Source organism: bacterium (assembly GCA_035419245.1).
Taxonomy (GTDB): domain Bacteria; phylum Zhuqueibacterota; class Zhuqueibacteria; order Residuimicrobiales; family Residuimicrobiaceae; genus JAKPUX01.
This window is the reverse complement of record DAOLSP010000003.1, coordinates 1-16,640: the sequence shown is the minus strand read 5'-3', so window position 1 is coordinate 16,640 and position 16,640 is coordinate 1. Positions and strand designations below refer to the sequence as shown.

General features: G+C 54.2%; 12 protein-coding genes and 1 CRISPR repeat array. Of the genes, 7 read left to right on the top strand and 5 right to left on the bottom strand.

Annotated features, from left to right (window positions below; translation table 11 throughout):
* Positions 1-5: 5 nt before the first annotated feature.
* The 5 genes from PLH32_06005 to PLH32_05985 form a co-directional block, all read right to left on the bottom strand.
* Positions 6-1,232 carry an ATP-binding protein gene (locus PLH32_06005; protein HQJ64151.1) on the bottom strand — a complete coding sequence of 409 codons (1,227 nt, stop codon included), beginning with the start codon at positions 1,230-1,232 and terminating at the stop codon, positions 6-8.
* A complete protein-coding gene (locus PLH32_06000) occupies positions 1,229-3,016 on the bottom strand; it encodes a hypothetical protein (protein ID HQJ64150.1) in 1,788 nt (595 codons plus the stop codon). Before PLH32_06000 ends, PLH32_06005 begins: the two co-directional genes overlap by 4 nt.
* Before the next feature lie 8 nt (positions 3,017-3,024).
* On the bottom strand, positions 3,025-3,561 hold the full coding sequence (locus PLH32_05995; GenBank protein ID HQJ64149.1) for a flavin reductase family protein: 537 nt from the start codon (positions 3,559-3,561) through the stop codon (positions 3,025-3,027).
* An 87-nt stretch (positions 3,562-3,648) separates the two neighbouring features.
* Complete coding sequence (locus PLH32_05990; GenBank protein HQJ64148.1) at positions 3,649-5,265, bottom strand: transglutaminase domain-containing protein; 1,617 nt, start codon at positions 5,263-5,265, stop codon at positions 3,649-3,651.
* Positions 5,258-6,814: a sodium/proline symporter gene (locus tag PLH32_05985; GenBank protein HQJ64147.1), complete on the bottom strand. Its 1,557-nt coding sequence runs from the start codon at positions 6,812-6,814 to the stop codon at positions 5,258-5,260. Before PLH32_05985 ends, PLH32_05990 begins: the two co-directional genes overlap by 8 nt.
* Before the next feature lie 1,337 nt (positions 6,815-8,151).
* On the opposite strand from PLH32_05985, the gene cas3 reads away from it, so the two are divergent.
* From cas3 to cas2, 7 genes are all read left to right on the top strand, one after another.
* On the top strand, positions 8,152-10,530 hold the full coding sequence (cas3, locus tag PLH32_05980) for a CRISPR-associated helicase Cas3' (GenBank protein HQJ64146.1): 2,379 nt from the start codon (positions 8,152-8,154) through the stop codon (positions 10,528-10,530).
* A gap of 98 nt (positions 10,531-10,628) precedes the next feature.
* A complete protein-coding gene (gene cas5c, locus PLH32_05975; protein ID HQJ64145.1) occupies positions 10,629-11,390 on the top strand; it encodes a type I-C CRISPR-associated protein Cas5c in 762 nt (253 codons plus the stop codon).
* Positions 11,387-13,117 (top strand): type I-C CRISPR-associated protein Cas8c/Csd1, encoded by a 1,731-nt coding sequence (cas8c, locus tag PLH32_05970; GenBank protein HQJ64144.1) that lies wholly within the window; start codon positions 11,387-11,389, stop codon positions 13,115-13,117. Before cas5c ends, cas8c begins: the two co-directional genes overlap by 4 nt.
* A gap of 47 nt (positions 13,118-13,164) precedes the next feature.
* Positions 13,165-14,088, top strand: a complete 924-nt coding sequence (gene cas7c, locus PLH32_05965) for a type I-C CRISPR-associated protein Cas7/Csd2 (GenBank protein ID HQJ64143.1) — start codon at positions 13,165-13,167, stop codon at positions 14,086-14,088.
* Positions 14,089-14,181: 93 nt separating this feature from the next.
* Positions 14,182-14,853 carry a CRISPR-associated protein Cas4 gene (cas4, locus tag PLH32_05960; protein ID HQJ64142.1) on the top strand — a complete coding sequence of 224 codons (672 nt, stop codon included), beginning with the start codon at positions 14,182-14,184 and terminating at the stop codon, positions 14,851-14,853.
* Positions 14,850-15,875 (top strand): type I-C CRISPR-associated endonuclease Cas1c, encoded by a 1,026-nt coding sequence (cas1c, locus tag PLH32_05955; GenBank protein ID HQJ64141.1) that lies wholly within the window; start codon positions 14,850-14,852, stop codon positions 15,873-15,875. Before cas4 ends, cas1c begins: the two co-directional genes overlap by 4 nt.
* 17 nt (positions 15,876-15,892) lie before the next feature.
* Positions 15,893-16,183, top strand: coding sequence for a CRISPR-associated endonuclease Cas2 (cas2, locus tag PLH32_05950; GenBank protein HQJ64140.1), 291 nt, complete (start codon positions 15,893-15,895; stop codon positions 16,181-16,183).
* A gap of 166 nt (positions 16,184-16,349) precedes the next feature.
* A CRISPR array of direct repeats spans positions 16,350-16,640; the repeat unit is 28 nt; unit sequence GTCGCGCCCCGCGCGGGCGCGTGGATTG.

The following is a 16,640-nucleotide window of genomic DNA, read 5'->3' as shown; positions in this document are numbered from 1 at the left end:
GCGGATCAGGGCAAGGGGAGGACCACGCGAAAGGTAGTCCCCTGGCCCGATTTGGAGGTGAACTGGAGTTCGCCGCCGTGCCGCTTGACAATGTTGTACGAGATCGCCAGCCCCAGTCCGGTGCCGCCGATGTCGCGCCGCGTGGTATAGAAGGGGTCGAAGATGTAGCGCGCCTGTTCGGGATCGATACCGATGCCCGTATCAGCGACTTCAATCACCGCGGTATGGCGCGCGCGGTCGTGGCGGGTGCGCAGCGCGATCTCCTGCTCGCGACCTGCAAGGGCCTGGCAGGCGTTGGTGAGCAGATTGATCACCACCTGCTCCAGCTGCTGGAAATTGCCTCGGAGCGCCGGAATTTCAGCACCGAGGTCGACGCTGAAATGGTCGGTTGATTTGCGCACCAGGTTGGCGACGATCATCATCGCCGCCTCCACCACTGCATTGACCGGGATCATCTGATCCAGTTCCCCCGGGTCACTGCGTGCAAAATCCTTGAGATTCTGGACGATCTTCTGGATGCGCATGGTACCGTCGACGATCGCCTGGGTGAGCGCCGGGATCTCGGTGACCGCCTTGGAATAGGGCATGCCGGCGATCCGGAAATCGCCCTCGTGCTCGAAATAATGCTGCAGCGCCGGCAAAAGATCCTTCCAGGCCTTGGCGATCAGCTTGGCGTTGAGCAAGATGTAATTGTTGGGATTGTTGATTTCGTGGGCCACGCCCGAAACCAGCGTGCCCAGGGTCGCCATCTTGTCGGCTTGGATCAGCTGCGCCTGCTGGCGGATGGTCAGCTCCTCCGCCTGCTTGCGCGCCGTGATGTCATTGATCAGCCCGTCGTACTCGCTCACTTCGTCATCGGTCTTGCGATGGGCGACGACGACGCTCTTGACCCAGCGGATCGTGCCGTCAGCGTGAACGATGCGGTGTTCGATCGGCAACGTAGTTTCACCGCGCAGCGCGGCCTCCGCCTGGGCCTGCACCGCCGGACGGTCCTCTTCGGGGACCATGCGGATCCACAAGGAGGGATCGTTGAGATACTCTTCCGGTTTGTAGCCGGTTACGAGCACACAGCCGGGGCCGTGCAGGGTCTCGACGGCCCGGCCGTTTTCGACGCGCACGGTATAGATATAATCGACCGCGGCCTGAAGCAGACGGCGCACGCGCTGTTCGTCCCGGCTCAAGGCTGCCTCGGCATCCGTCAGGCGGCGGGATTTGGGATCGTCGGCGCTCATGTCGGCGGGTGCAGCCTCTTCTGAAACCAGGGACGCAACTTGCGCATCTGTTCGAGCTGGGCGGCCGGTGCGCGCCGCCTGCAGCTTTTAAGCTCGGCGCTTCCCGCCGGGGCGCCCCAGCGGATCTCGACGCCGTCATTGGGGTTGTAGCCCATTTCAAAGGCCTCGCGGCGACGAATGATCTCGGCGAGGCTCAGCGTCTGCTGCGCGCCGTCGGAGCGGGTGTAGCGGATCGTCAACTCGGCCGTTTTTTGAGCGATCAGCGTCTCCAGTTCCTGCTTCACCTTTTCGGCGCTCCTCCATCGGGACAGCCGGTAGTCACCGGGCGACCGGACGATGCGTGCTGGGAAGTCGAGCACGGCATCGATGGCGATGAGCACCCGCAGATCGCGGTTGGGCGTGGAATAATCCTCCCAGAGTCCGCCCGCCTGAAAGAGCCCGGCGGTGTTCATGGGCATCGCAATGACCGTGCCGGGATGGGCCTGCATGTAGGCCTCGCCGTTGCCCACCGATTCGACGCGGACGAGCAGCTGCTCCTGCAGCGCGGAGATCAGGTCGAGGAGCGCCGTCTCCGGATCGAGCGGCTGCGGATTGATCAATCGCGCCATGGCATCATAAAAGGTTTCACTCGCCATTCCCTTTTGCGCGAGTGAAACGCCACCGTATCCGGGACAGACCGCGATCTCCTTATTGGTCAGCAGCTGCAGCCCGTTTTGGGCGGCAACAATCGGCCGGAAGGCTTTGAAGCCGGGTTCGCCGATCACGCCGCTGGTGGCGAAGAGAAAGTTGCCCTTCCAGAAGCGCTTGATCTGCACCGTCCCGTCGGGTTGGGCATCGACGGCAAGAAGTGCGCCCGGTTTGCCGCCGGACTGCGCCACCCAGCGGACCAGGACGAAGGTGTGACCGTAGGGGTCGGCAAAGACCGAGCCCGGGCGCAGGGCCTCGCGCGTCAGGGCGAGGGGATAGTAATCGGAGGAGTCATCCTCGAGCCGGGTGCGGGCGGTGCCCGAATGGATGGTATTCATCACCTCGCGCAGAAAGGCATTGAAGGCGCGCACGGGATGCGGTGCGCCCGCAGGGCGGCTGTTGGTGAACCAGGTTCCGGTGTGCGGCGCCGCCTTGAGGGTGCCGCGCCCTGCTTCGTGATACCCGAAGGGGAGGCCGAGTTTCCAGCTGAAATAGGCGCGCAGGAAGAAGGGATTATCGGCGCAGTCGGGCTCCATGATCACGTGGAGGCTGCTCGCCGGATCGTCCTCGCCAAAACCAAGGTGGTTATAAAGAAGGTTGGCCTCTGCGCGCTGAGTCACCGCATGGAGGCTGTTCCAGGAGGCGCCTTCCGCCGCATCCTGGAAGAGGGCATGGATCCAGGCGGCGTAGAGCAGTTCGGTCTCGCGGCCCCAGGCGCGGCGGTTCTCCCAGACCCCACCGGACTTGGGCAGGGGCACTGGTTTGGTGGTGAGGGATACCGTCCTGCTGGTGATTTCGCGGCGGCCCGCCCGCAAGGTGATGCGATAGCTTCCGGCCGGGCCGGCCTGGAATTCAGCGCTCCGCCACAAGGGCGGGCCGTCACCGCTGCGTTCGGCGTGGGGCTCAAGCTCGCCCTCAGGCCCGGCGGCGACAAAGCGCGTATCCCCGATTCCCGATTCCGCGACCGCAATGACCCGGAAGCGCGTACCGGCTGCGGGGTGCTCGGGGGAAACCAGGAGGATGGGTTCCGCTGCGGCGGCCGCAGCGGCCCGGAAGAGGAACCCTGCAGCGAGCAGCAGACCGAGTCCATTATTCATCCAGGCTCTCACTTCAGGCCGGTCCCGCTGCTGTGTTCCCAGCGCTCATCGAGCCAGATCGCCAGCGGCTCGCCCCAGAAAATGCGGTGATAATCCTTGCGGGGGTAATTGCCCTCGATCCCGGACTGCAAAAAGTGCTCCGGCTGGAAATCCTGCCAGGCCATGATGCGGCATTCGAAGGAAAGGGCGACCCCGGCGACGCGCGGCACCGCGACCGCTGTGCTCTCGAGGGGCTGCAATCCTGCCTTTTCCCACTTGTTCTCATTTCGGCCGCTGTGGGAGCCGCAATAATTCAGGGCGCTGTGGTACTTTGCCGGCATAAAGTTCAGTGTGAACTCGGGGTGGCTGTTGAGCAGATCGAAGGTATAGCGCGTGGGGCGGATATAGATGGTGACCATCGGCTGATTCCAGAGAGTGCCAAAACCGCCCCAGGAGACGGTCATGGGGTTGGGCTGGTCGGTTCCGGCGACGACCAGGGCCCAGCTCTTGTCGAGGAGGTCAAAGGGAGAGACGACGAGGTCGCCGGGAGTGATTTGCTTCAGCATCAGTATTTTTCCTTTCAATGAGATTTTTGGCTCCCACCTGTCGTCTTCTGGCTCCCACCCGCCGCCAGGCGGTCTTGCCGGGATCCGTCACAACGGCCGAAAAAGTTTTTTTACGCCGCGCGGCGACCAGAGGCCATAGCTCTCCTCCGCGATGCGGCATTTGCCTTCCGAGCTCCAGGAAAAGCCGTAATTGTAGCCGAACCAGAGGTATTGGTCGCCGCCGCCGTTCTCGGTGGTGATGATATAGCGGTTGGCGATATTGCCGATGCCGAGAACCTTGCCACCTGGTGTGTCAGCGTCGCCCTTGTTGGCGTCGAAGGGAATCCAGCCGTACGGCGGCAGCCAGACCTCGGTCCAGCGGTGAAAGACATCATCGACGCTGGCATCATCGCCGCGCAGACTCACCGCTCCGGCGTAGCGCACCGGCACGCCGAGGGCGCGGCACAGGGCGATCATGGAATAGGTGTACTCGGAGCAGGAGGCGGTACCGCGCCGCAGCACCGTGGGCGCCGGGTTCCATCCTCCCACCGGTTTTAGATTGTAACTGAGATTTTCGGTCAGATATTCAAAGACCCGGCGGGCGATCCAGTAGGGATTCTGTTCCTCTCCGGCGATTTTACGGGCCAAGGCCTGTATGAAGGGGTCCTGGATCTGGTACTTATCGCCGTCCGTAAGGTATTTTTCCCGGATCTCGGCCGGAACGGCGCTTAGCGGACCGACACGATCGGGGTAGATGAAATATTCGACGCTGAAGACCTCGGCCGGAACGCGCCAGGCGGGCTTGACCACGGCGCCGCTCTTGAGGTTCTCATAACGGAAATGGGCGAGCTTTTGCCCCCAGCGGTCGCTGATGATTTCGTCCACCCCGGGTTCGAAAGCGGGCGGCTGCAGCAGCCTCTGGTTGTCGCGGCTCTCCGGGATGGGCAGATAGATATCGAGGCGGGTCACGGTGCCGGGACCGTAATTGCGGAACTCCTTGACGAAGGTGAGGTTCAGCTCCTTCTTGTCCCAACGGGTCATGATCTCGTCGCAGAGCACCTCGATCTGATAGAGTTCACGGTTCTCGTAATCGACGCACCAGAGGGTTCCCTCGGCCCAGGCGAGACCGTAAGGGAAGGGGCCGGGTGCACGCAGCGAGGAGAGGCAGAGGCCATCGGCGGGGTTGACAAGGTAAATGCGGTCGGTGCCGCGGTCGGCGATCCAGAGATAACGGCCGTCATAGGTGATGCCGGTCGGTTCGGCGGCGGGCGAGGGGAAGGTCTGGATCATCATACCATCGACGGGCGAGACCCGGAGCACCGCGTCGCTCTTGTGGTCGATCATCCAGAGATCCCGGCCGTCCCATGCAATACCCCGGGGATTGGGGCTGTTGGATTCGAGGATGTTCCCGGCGCGGCCGTTGGCCGGGTCGATGCGATAGAGATATTTTTCGCCGGCATCGACATGCCAGAGCCGGCTGTCATCCCAGGCGAGGCCCTCGGGATGGTAGCCGGGCGCGTCCATGCTGCCCAGGACCTGGCCGGTGCGGGGATCGATCCGGTAGAGCTTGTCGGTGAAGGCATCGGCGACCCAGAGGGCCTTGCCGTCGCAAGCGAGTCCGGTCGGCATCGGCCCGGGGCAGGGAATGGTCTTGAGGACATCACCGACGCGCGCGGAGGCGCTCAAGGCGGAGAGCAACGCCAGCAGGAGGACTCGTTTATGCATGATTCACCTCATCAAAAAGCGTTGTGATGGATGCTGCAGGGGCTCGCGACAGCCAGGAGACAACGGCAATGGCGCCGCAGGAAAACAGAAAGGCCGGGAGCAGCTCGTAAATGCCGAAGACGCCGCCGGCCGGCCGCACGACCAGTTTCCAGAAAAAGACCATTGTCCCGCCCGCAACTATCCCTGCCAGGGCGCCGCTGCGGGTCGTCCGTTTCCAAAAGAGGGAGAAAAGCATGACCGGGCCGAAGGTGGCACCGAATCCGGCCCAGGCAAAGGAGACCAGATTGAAAATGATGCTCTTTTCATCCAGGGCGAGGAAAATGCCGATGAGGGTGATCGCCAGCAGGGAAGCCCGGGTGACCAGCATCACCTCCCGGTCCGACGCTGCTTTTCTCAGAATGCGCTGGTAGATATTCTTGGCAAAGGCGGAGGTCGCGATCAGCAAGTAGGAATCCGATGAGCTGATGGTCGCAGCGAGGATGCCGGACATGATGATGCCCGCGAGCAGGGGCGGGAAGAGGTTTCGGCTCATCGTGATAAAGATATTCTCCGCGCCGCTTTGGGTCAGAAAAAGGGCCGGATAGAGCGCCCGGCCGGTCAGACCGATGACGACCGCCGCTGTGAGGGAGATCAGGCACCAGCTGATGGCAATCCGCCGCGATTGATCCAGTTCACCCGGATTGCGAATCGCCATAAAACGGATGAGGACGTGGGGCATCCCGAAATAGCCCAGCCCCCAGGAGAGGGTGGAGAGAATGGTCAACAAACCGTATGGGCCGACTCCGCCAAAAAGCGGCTCTCCCGCGGCGCCGGTCCCCTGGATCCCGTCGCGGACCACGGGTTGGGCGATGCCGAAGAGTTCAAAAAAGCCGGGGATGCGGCGGATGTTCTCCATCACCTGGGTGAATCCGCCTGCAGCCTGAATTCCTGACAGGGTGATCACCCCCAGGGCGCAGATCATCACGATTGCCTGGATGAGATCGGAGACGGTTTCGGCAAGAAAGCCTCCGATGGCCACGTAGGTGAGGACAAAGAGGGCGCCGAGCATCATCATATAGGGATAGGGGAGGCCGAAGAGGGCGGTGAAGAGCTTTCCCACGGTTACAAAGCAGCTGGCGGCATAGACGGTAAAAAAAACCAGGATAAACAAGGCGGCGGTGCTCATCAGCACCTGGCGTTGTTCCTGGAAGCGGTTGCTTAAAAAGTCAGGAATGGTGATGGCGTCGCCGGCGAGGGAGGAGTAATGGCGCAGCCGTTTGGCCACCAGCAGCCAGTTGAGGTAGGTGCCGATGGCGAGACCGGCCGCGGTCCAGAAGGCCTCGCTGAGGCCGAGCCAGTAGGCGACTCCGGGTAGCCCCATCAGCAGCCAGCCGCTCATATCGGAGGCTTCGGCGCTGAAGGCGGTGATCCAGGGTCCGATGGTTCTGCCGCCGATAAAAAAGTCCTTGCTGCTGGCGTTGGCGCGCCGGGCGTAATAGAGGCCGATAGCAATGACCAGGGCCATATAGGCGGCCATGGCAAGGAGGGTCTGCAGGTGCTCTTCGGTCATGGTGCCTCTTTCCGGGAAAAGGGGATGGTTCCGACTCGTGCCCTGACGGTGAAATAAAGATATCAAGAATGAGCCAGAAAAGCAAGCGCCAATAGCAAAGAGGCTACCCCATGACGTCCGGCTTCCACCCGGTTCCGCCTCCAGCCCTTCCCGAGTTTCTGGCTCCTACTTGACACCTCCTGGCGCCTAACCGGCTCTGGCTTTTAATATCTGGCGCTATTGCTGATTTTTTCTGCAATACAGCCATTTTGTAGCTATTTATTGAAAAGAGAATCTCTGATGAGGGGGACGATCATGGAGAGGTAGAGAAGGCGCACTTATCAGCGAAAGCGGCAGGAAAGTGCTTTTTGGGGGCCGGACAAGATATTACAACTTGCCAGCATTCAATCATGCAACAACCCGCCTAACAGTACCGGATAACTGATTCTTTCAGCCATCGTATTTTTTAGATATACAAGCATAAATTTATCAACCGGTTGAAAACGCTTGGGCTTTTGAATTCATTCAGGAATTGAGTCGGCGGAAAGTAAATTATTCTTTGGGGCTAGCGGTGAGTCTGCAAGACTGAACCTGCCGAGCAATTCATTCAAAACAAACCGGCTTTATATTTTGCCGGAACAAAAATGAACTTTTGAGATCAATTCAATCAGTTTTCAGTGGTCTATTCAACCTGTGTATTCGATACTCTACTGGCAACTCAGAATTTCAGTTCCTGAAGCGAAATCATAGCCTTGTTAGGGCAAAAGAGAGATCGCCAACGCGACCGGTTTTTTCCAATCCCGACCAAAGAGCAACTGGGAGTTTTGCCGACGCACAGATTTAAAAGCATGAACTCCCGGTGACAGAGTCCAAACCACACAAATCAAATACGGGACTCTACTGGATTTTGGATACCTTTCTGTATTACTGGTTCCGGTTGTCTTCTCCTCCCGCAGGTCTAAAGGATCAGGGCAGATTGACATGCTCCCCCAAAAGATTTATAGGGACTAGCCGGTTAACTAGAGCGACGCCTGTGAGCAAGTTTGCATAAAGTAGATCCGGGATGTGATGCAGACTTGTTTCCATTCATGCGGATAGGGCGCTGATGGAGTAAAACAGAAAGGATTGTTCTGGCCGCGGTCAATAAAGCAGGCAACCGTAGTCTTATTGCTGAAGTCAAGTCCAGCAACAACCTGGTTGAAACCAGCCGGTACGATGACTCTACGGAAATCGAAACCGGTGGCTCAGGGTGCCCCGACAGCCGGGAGCAGGATGTTCAATTCAGCGCCGCGGGGTGTACTGAAGCCACGCAGCGCCGGCCCAGGGTGGAGAGAATGGCAGGGGCAGGAGAGGAAAGAATGAAGACCAATCATAGCTATCCAGTGTTAGATATACAAGCTGAGTATAAGAATATTGCCAGGGCTACACAAGACCATAACGGTCGCTGGCTGCAGCAGTTACTGATAGATCATCTCGAGGGAACTGCAAGACGGGCTGGGGAATTCTCTGCGGCCTTTGGGAACAGGGATTGGGGAGAGCTGCTGGGCTGGTGGCATGATCTCGGCAAATTTGATCCAAAATGGCAGAGCTATATCAGACGCAAGACAGGATATGATCCAGAGGCGCATATTGAAACCGAGAAGGGTAGGCCCAATCACAGCACTGCCGGCGCCATCCAGGCATTGCGATGTGGTGGTCAAAATCCGCCTGCACGCATCCTGGCCTATCTATTGGCTGGTCATCATGCCGGGCTTCCGGATTGGGATCCCGTAAAAACCGGTGGCGATTTGAATGGACGGCTTTTTGAGACCGATAGCCGGCTGCGAGAGGCTGATTTTGCAGGCATAAAAGACATTCCGGAAGCCAAATCGCTCCTGGCTAAAAGGATTCCTCAATCCCCTCCACTTGGCATCAAATCCGATAAGGAATTCCAAGCCGCTTTACCACATTTCCATTTATGGTTGCGCATGCTTTTCTCATGTCTCGTGGATGCTGATTTTCTTGATACAGAATCCTTCATGAATCAAGCGAATGCAGTCAATAGGGGGGCCTACAAATCTCTTGGCGAATTGGAGCAGCAGTTTGAAAAATATATCCAACACAAGGAAGAAAAGGCGCCTAATACAGCCCTGAATCATGCCCGAAAAAAAATCCGCGAACAGTGCTTGGAAAAAGCCACTCTCGCCCCTGGTTTCTTCTCCCTGACAGTCCCTACTGGTGGCGGCAAGACGCTCTCCTCTATGGCTTTTGCCCTTCGGCATGCCCTTGTTCACCAGAAACGGCGTATCATTTACGCCATTCCCTATACCAGCATCATCGAGCAGACAGCCAGAATCTTTAAATATGGGTCTGATAATGACACAGAAATAGAGATACGACGCAAGCATGGAGAAGTGCTCTTCGGTGAGGACCAGGTTGTCGAACATCATAGCAGCATAGATCCGGACCGGGAGACCAGCAGAAACCGCCTGGCTGCAGAAAACTGGGACGCTCCCATTATCGTTACGACCAATGTCCAGCTTTTCGAATCGCTCTTTGCAGCCCGTACTTCATCCTGTCGCAAGCTGCATAATATCGCCAACAGTGTCATCATTCTCGATGAAGTGCAGATGCTGCCACCGGAATATTTAAAGCCCATTCTTGCAGTGATGCGCGGTCTGGTAGCCTATTTCAACGTGAGTATTGTCCTGATGACAGCCACACAACCGGCTCTGGAAGGGCGCATTGGCAGCGGTCGTGCCATGATGGACGGACTTGATAACGTCCAGCGAATCATTGAAGATCCGGAGTCCCTGGCTCACGAGCTCGACCGTGTGGAGATTTCATATCCATCTGACTTCCAGACGCCCTCCTCGTGGGAAATCATACGCGATAAGTTGATCCACCATAAACAAGTACTCTGCATCGTCAATACCCGCAAGGATTGCCGCGAACTTCATGCCATGATGCCCGAGGGAACGATACATCTCTCCGCACTAATGTGTGCTGAAGAAAGAAGCAACATCATTTCCCAAATCAAGGAAAAACTGCAAAAAGGTGTTACTGTACGAGTCATCAGTACACAGCTGGTGGAAGCAGGCGTAGACATTGATTTTCCTGCGGTCTATCGCGCCTTGGCCGGCTTAGACTCCATCGCCCAGGCCGCCGGGCGTTGCAACCGGGAAAATAGAATGGCAGAAAAGGGGAAAAAAGGCAAGGTAGTGGTCTTTATTCCCCCTGAGCCGGCGCCACCGGGTCTTTTGCGCAAGGGAGAGCAAGCCTGCAAGGAAGTACTCCGGAGTGAAAAAGTGGAGGGACTGTCTCCAAAGCTCTTCAACAAGTACTTTCAACATTTTTATGGATCCCTCGATGAAGTGGACAAGCCAGGATTCTTTACGGATTTGGTGAGAGACGCACAGGAATTTAAATTCCAGTTTCGCACCCTGGCGCAGAAATTTCACCTGATCGACGAACATTTCTATCAGGCAATCATTGTGCGCTACAATAGTCCGAATAAGGAAGATGAGAGCGGCCAACTAATCGGCGCGCTTCAGAAACCAGGGAACAAACGATGGGTGTTGCAGAAATTGCAGCGTTATATAGTCAACGTCCCTATTCACGACTTTGAAGTTATGAGAACTCATAATCTCATCGAGTCAGTCGGCGGCTATTGGGTGCAGCGAGATAATGGTCTTTATCAACCAGGCATTGGGCTACAGCTTGATAGAGACTTTTTACAACAAACACTGATTAGCTGATTTAAGCAAACAGCAGTGATCTGATCGGGATAAGCTCCGCGCTTCACAAAAGACTTCATATTCTACAGCAAAATATTAAAAGAATGAGGAGGAAATTCATGCCTGAAACCTCTTATAAGCCTTTCTGCATCGAAGTCTGGTCAGACTATGCTTGTTTCACACGTCCTGAACTTAAAGTGGAACGGCTCAGTTACGATGTCCCCACTCCCTCTGCCGTACGTGCAGTGTTTGAAGCCATTTTCTGGAAACCGGCGATACGTTGGCAGGTAAACAAAATCGAAGTTCTCAATCCTATCAAATGGATTTCTCTGCGTCGTAATGAAATCGGCGCACTGATGAGCCCGCAGAGCGAAGGACTCTATATTAATGACCTCCGCCAGCAGCGGGGCGGCAGGTTCCTCCATGATGTCCGATATCGGTTCTACGCCACACTGGATTATATCCCGGAAACTCAACGCCAGGTGGGGCGGTCCAGTGCTGTGCTCGGATCATTATGGCAAGATGATGAGAGCACTCTTGGGCGGGAAGAAATCAAGCTAAATCAAAACAAAGCGGAACATTATCGGCCTGAGGAAAGCCCGGGCAAATATCTGGCTATGTTCGAGCGCCGTGCTCGCAAGGGACAATGCTTCAATCAGCCCTACCTCGGATGTCGAGAGTTCAGCTGCAATTTCCACTTTGTAGATCAGCCCGAAGAGGAAGCAGCCTCACCGATCAAGGAAACGCGGGATCTTGGCATCATGCTGTACGATATGGATTTCACCGATGCAGGCAATCCCCAGCCGCTCTTCTTCAGAGCTAGGATTGAACATGGCGTAGTTCATATTCCTCCACGGGAAAGCAAGGAGGTGCTGCGATGATCCTGCATGCATTGTATGATTACTATCAGCGCAAGGCAGCCGATTCCGAAAGCACAATCGCACCGGAGGGCTTACAATGGCAGGAGATCAAATTCATCATTGTGATCGACAAAGATGGTTGCTTTGTGGATTTGGATGACACTAGGGGTGATGATAATAAAGGCAAGCGGTTTCTGGTGCCTAAAAGCCAAAAAAGGCCTGGCCTAAAATCATGGCAAACGGCATTTCTACTCTGGGACCATTATGGTTATGTACTTGGGCATGCAAAAGACAATACTGAAAAAGCGCATACCATGGCACAATTGCAGTATGAAAGCTTTGTTAAGCAGCTCAAAGCTCTGCCAACGTTGCTTAAGAAAGACGCCGGGGTTGCTGCAGTTCTGTCTTTTTACGAAAATGGGCAGGCAGAACGAGTAAAACAGCATGCCAGGTGGAACGAATGCACTAAAATACCAGGTTGCAATCTTACCTTCAGGCTTCTTGGCGAGAGGGATGTAATCCCAGAGAGGAAAGCGGTAAAAGAGTATATCACATCACAAGTAAATGCAGTTGCTGCTCCCGATGCCGTCACCGGCCGGTGCCTGATCACTGGTGAGATCAGTCCAATTTCCAGACTTCACACAGCGACTCCAATTTGGGGGTCCAAGAGCAATGCCACCTTGGTGGCCTTCCAAAGGAAGTCGGGATATGATTCCTACGGCAAGGAGCAGGCTTTTAATGCACCCATTTCAAGGAGCGCTGAATCGGCTTATACAACGGCGCTGAAAGAGCTACTCTCCTCACAAGAAAACAGGATTGTCATCGGCGAAACCACCTTTGTATTCTGGGCGCAAAAAAAATCCAACAAGAATAATGGATTTAATCTGGAAAGCAATTTCACCTGGTATTTCAGCGATTCCAAAGATGATCCGGATCGTAACATCAAGGCGGTAAAAGGTCTCTATCAGTCGATCTTTTCCGGCCACCTATCCAATAGCTCGGACCGTTTTTATGTACTGGCACTGGCACCAAATGCCGCGCGTATCACCGTTCGTCTTTTCCTGGAAGGGACCTGCCAGGACTTTGCCGAAAAGATCAAACAGCATTTTGACGATCTTGAAATCATCCGGTCGCCGTTTGATCCCGAATACCTTTCGCTTTATCGGCTCCTGGCATCAACAGCCCTGGAAGACAAGCTGGACCGGGTGCCGCCAAATTTGATCGCCTCTGTTGCTGAAAGCATTCTGGACGGCTCCCCCTATCCTGCGGTGCTAATGCAGCAGTGCATTCGACGCATCCGCGCTGAACGTCAGGTTACCCGCACTCGTGCTGCGATCATGAAAGCATATCTCAATAGAATCAAGCGATGCACAAGGACTAATGAAAAGGAGATCACAATGGGACTCGATCCAGACAACACCAACCCAGGTTATCTGCTTGGACGGCTATTTGCGGTTCTGGAAAAAATCCAGGAGGAAGCCAACCCAGGCATAAACGCCACTATTCGCGACCGGTATTTTGGAGCAGCTTCAACGAGCCCGGTAGCAGTCTTCTCGCAGCTCCTCAAGCTGAAAAACCACCACCTATCCAAGTTGGACAATCCTGGTCGCAGGGTCAATTTTGAAAAAGCAATCGGTGAAATCATCGAAAAACTGAATGATTTTCCCGCTCATTTGGCAATGACAGAGCAGGGTTATTTTTCCATTGGCTATTATCATCAGCGTCAAGATTTCTTTTCGAGCAAATAGCCGTCAACCCTCAATAATTAAAAAAATAGCAAAGAAAGGAATTGCATATGGCAGCCATTGACAAACGCTATGATTTCGTCCTCTATTTTGACGTAATGGACGGCAATCCGAACGGCGATCCGGATGCGGGTAATTTGCCCAGAATTGATGCCGAAACCGGGATGGGTCTAGTAACAGATGTGTGTTTGAAAAGAAAGGTGAGAAATTATGTTGAAATGGTATACCCGCAGCTTGAGAGTGATTCCCCAAAAGCACCTTACTCCATTTTTGTGAGAGATAAAGCGGTACTCAACCGAGCCATTGTAGCTGCTTGGAACGAGGCCAACGATGGAATAGCCATAAAAACACCAGAAGACAAACGCAAGGCTGAACAGAGCACCCAAAAATGGATGTGTAAAAAATTCTATGATATCCGATCGTTCGGTGCAGTTTTAGCGACAAGTGATAAGGAAAAATCTGACGATTCTGATGAAGACAAAAAACTGCGCAAGACCGGCGGACAGGTACGAGGCCCTATTCAGTTAACATTTGCCAGATCTTTGGAACCGGTGATTACCTTAGAACATAGCATTACCCGAATGGCAGTAACAAATGAGAAAGATTTTGAAAAAGAGAGGACCATGGGACGCAAGTTCACAATTCCTTATGGGATTTACCGTACCCATGGTTTTATCTCACCCTTTCTTGCCGCCCAAACAGGTTTCTCTCCAGAGGATCTCGAGCTGTTTTGGAGAGCTCTAACTGAAATGTTTGAACACGACCGTTCTGCAGCACGAGGCATGATGAGCACCCGTCATTTGATCATTTTTAAACATCGAACAGCGCTTGGTAACAAGCCGGCTCATGAACTCTTCAGCCGGGTTACGCATCGCCGTACAACGACAAGTCCCGCAAGGGCATTTTCCGACTATGAAATCCTGCTTGATGGGAAACCGCTCAAAGAGATACGAACAGTCGTTGATGTGATCTGATTTCGATGAATCCGGAATTGAGCCGGCCCTGCTGGAGCCGGCTCAGATTAACAATGGCAGTTACTTACAAATCGCTACCAATGAACATTAAAAATGGATGATGAAGAGTATTTAACTATCTCCGGCTTGCAGCATTTACTCTTTTGTCCCCGTCAATTTGCCTTGATATATATCGAGCGTGAATGGATGGAGAATGTGCTCACTGCGCGTGGTCGCATCGAGCATGAACGTGTTGACCAGGGGTATAAAGAATGCCGCAAGGGGAGAAGACAGTTCAGCGGTCTCTTGATCCGTTCTGAGCAGTTGCGATTGCAGGGTAAACTGGATGTCCTGGAGTTGGACCTCATTGATGCAAGTGCCCCCGACAATCTGCAGCAGCTTGGGCTTAGAGGGGAATGGCGTGTTTACCCGGTTGAGTTCAAGCATGGCGAACCTAAAGTGAATGATTGTGATCGTGTGCAGCTTTGCGCACAAGTGCTCTGCCTTGAGGAGATGTTTTCACTTTCAATTGGAACTGCTTTTCTATTCTATCAGCGCGTTAAGCATCGTGAAGAGGTACGGCTCGATCAAGCACTGCGAGCCAAAACCATCCAGGCAGCAGAAGCTCTTCATAGGCTTTTTATCGCTGCGAAAACTCCGCCTCCGCACTATTCGGCGAAATGCCGATCCTGTTCCATGATCGACGTCTGCATGCCAAAAAAACTATCGGCAACGACGAATAACTACCGCCAGATTCTCTTCAATCCACAGGCACCAGCTGTATGAGACACATGCTTAATACTTTATACGTCACCCAGCCGGAGAGTCGCCTTTCCAAGGAGGGTGAGACTGTTGTGGTGACAAAGGATGATGAAAAACTAATACAGATTCCCATCCACACAATCGGTCAGATCGTTTGTTTCGGATATACTATTTATGTTACACCGCCTTTGATGGCCTTTTGCGCAGAAAACTGCATCAGTATTGTGTGGCTTTCCGAGAGCGGCAAATACCTAGGAAGGGTTGAAGGAGTCATAAAAGGTAATGTTTTACTACGGCGAGAACAATATCGCTTGGCTGATTTGCCGAGTAAAGCTTTGGAGGTAGCGCGAAGTATCGTAGCTGCCAAGGTCAATAACAGTCGCATCAATCTGCAAAGATGGCAGCGTAACCACGCCTCTGAGGATGAATCGGTCGACTATCAGATATGTAAACTGGCGGATATCCTGGGCCGTATTGCAGACTGCTCAGATATCGCGATATTGCGCGGATTGGAAGGAGAAGCTGCAAATGGCTATTTCAGTGTGTTTGACAAATTGATCCTACAACAGAAGCAATATTTCCGGTTTTCTGGCCGCAACCGTCGGCCACCACAGGATCCTGTCAATGCTCTACTTTCGTTCATTTACACTCTCCTGGTCTCTGACATCCGCTCGGCACTGGAAACAGTGGGACTGGATCCCTATGTTGGATATCTCCATGTTGATCGGCCCGGCCGGCCGAGTTTGGCCCTTGATATCATGGAAGAATTTCGCGCTGCATTTGCGGACCGTTTGGTACTCAATCTGATCAACCTCAAACAAATCAAACCTAACGATTTCGAATCAGGCAGCACGGAAATCCGAATGAATGTGGAAGGGCGGAAAAAAGTCATCATGGCTTATCAGAACAGGAAAAAGGAGATGCTTGAACATCCCTTTCTCAATGAAAAAATGGAAATAGGTCTGGTTTTTCTTTGTCAGGCCCGGCTCCTCTCACGTTTTATCCGGGGCGATATGGATCTTTATCCTGCGATGATCTGGCGTTAGGGAAAGGAGGTTATGCGATGATGGTTCTGGTGTGTTATGACGTTGAGACCGTTAAGCGCGAAGGGCAAAGACGTCTGGCGAAGATTGCTAAAACTTGCAAGAATTATGGTCAGCGGGTGCAGAACTCGGTTTTCGAGTGCCGGGTTGCCCCTGATCAGTGGGAACAACTGAAAACTCGTTTGATGAAAATTTATAAGCCAGAGGTCGATAGTTTGCGTTTCTATTACCTGGGAGCAAATTGGCAGCGCCGGGTGGAGCATCATGGTGCAAAAGCAACTTATGATCCAGAAGGTGCTCTACTAGTATAATCGCTAACCTTGTGCGCCATAGCAATATGCACAAGAGTAGCGCTTCAATATTATCAATCGGTTAAAAAAAATAAGCGGATTATTGTTCTAATTTATAATATCTATCTAATACATTGGCGAACTTGACAATTTAAGTTGTATAATATCAATAGCATAAAATCGATAGAGTCGCGCCCCGCGCGGGCGCGTGGATTGAAACGATGAGCTGATGCTCTCCTATGGCATCAATATCGTCGCGCCCCGCGCGGGCGCGTGGATTGAAACAGCTCCGGGATCAGGCGGCTGAGAGACGACAACAGTCGCGCCCCGCGCGGGCGCGTGGATTGAAACGGTTTGCGACCTGGACGGGCTTTGATGCTCTCAGTCGCGCCCCGCGCGGGCGCGTGGATTGAAACAATCCGACCACGACCAACACCCTCAACGCCACCGGTCACGCCCCGCGCGGGCGCGTGGATTG

Excerpts from the sequence above, each read along its gene's own strand:
- PLH32_06005 (HQJ64151.1), bottom strand. The coding sequence starts at position 1,232 with ATGAGCGCCGACGATCCCAAATCCCGCCGCCTGACGGATGCCGAGGCA.
- PLH32_06000 (HQJ64150.1), bottom strand. The coding sequence starts at position 3,016 with ATGAATAATGGACTCGGTCTGCTGCTCGCTGCAGGGTTCCTCTTCCGG.
- PLH32_05995 (HQJ64149.1), bottom strand. The coding sequence starts at position 3,561 with ATGCTGAAGCAAATCACTCCCGGCGACCTCGTCGTCTCTCCCTTTGAC.
- PLH32_05990 (HQJ64148.1), bottom strand. The coding sequence starts at position 5,265 with ATGCATAAACGAGTCCTCCTGCTGGCGTTGCTCTCCGCCTTGAGCGCC.
- PLH32_05985 (HQJ64147.1), bottom strand. The coding sequence starts at position 6,814 with ATGACCGAAGAGCACCTGCAGACCCTCCTTGCCATGGCCGCCTATATG.
- cas3 (HQJ64146.1), top strand. The coding sequence starts at position 8,152 with ATGAAGACCAATCATAGCTATCCAGTGTTAGATATACAAGCTGAGTAT.
- cas5c (HQJ64145.1), top strand. The coding sequence starts at position 10,629 with ATGCCTGAAACCTCTTATAAGCCTTTCTGCATCGAAGTCTGGTCAGAC.
- cas8c (HQJ64144.1), top strand. The coding sequence starts at position 11,387 with ATGATCCTGCATGCATTGTATGATTACTATCAGCGCAAGGCAGCCGAT.
- cas7c (HQJ64143.1), top strand. The coding sequence starts at position 13,165 with ATGGCAGCCATTGACAAACGCTATGATTTCGTCCTCTATTTTGACGTA.
- cas4 (HQJ64142.1), top strand. The coding sequence starts at position 14,182 with ATGGATGATGAAGAGTATTTAACTATCTCCGGCTTGCAGCATTTACTC.
- cas1c (HQJ64141.1), top strand. The coding sequence starts at position 14,850 with ATGAGACACATGCTTAATACTTTATACGTCACCCAGCCGGAGAGTCGC.
- cas2 (HQJ64140.1), top strand. The coding sequence starts at position 15,893 with ATGATGGTTCTGGTGTGTTATGACGTTGAGACCGTTAAGCGCGAAGGG.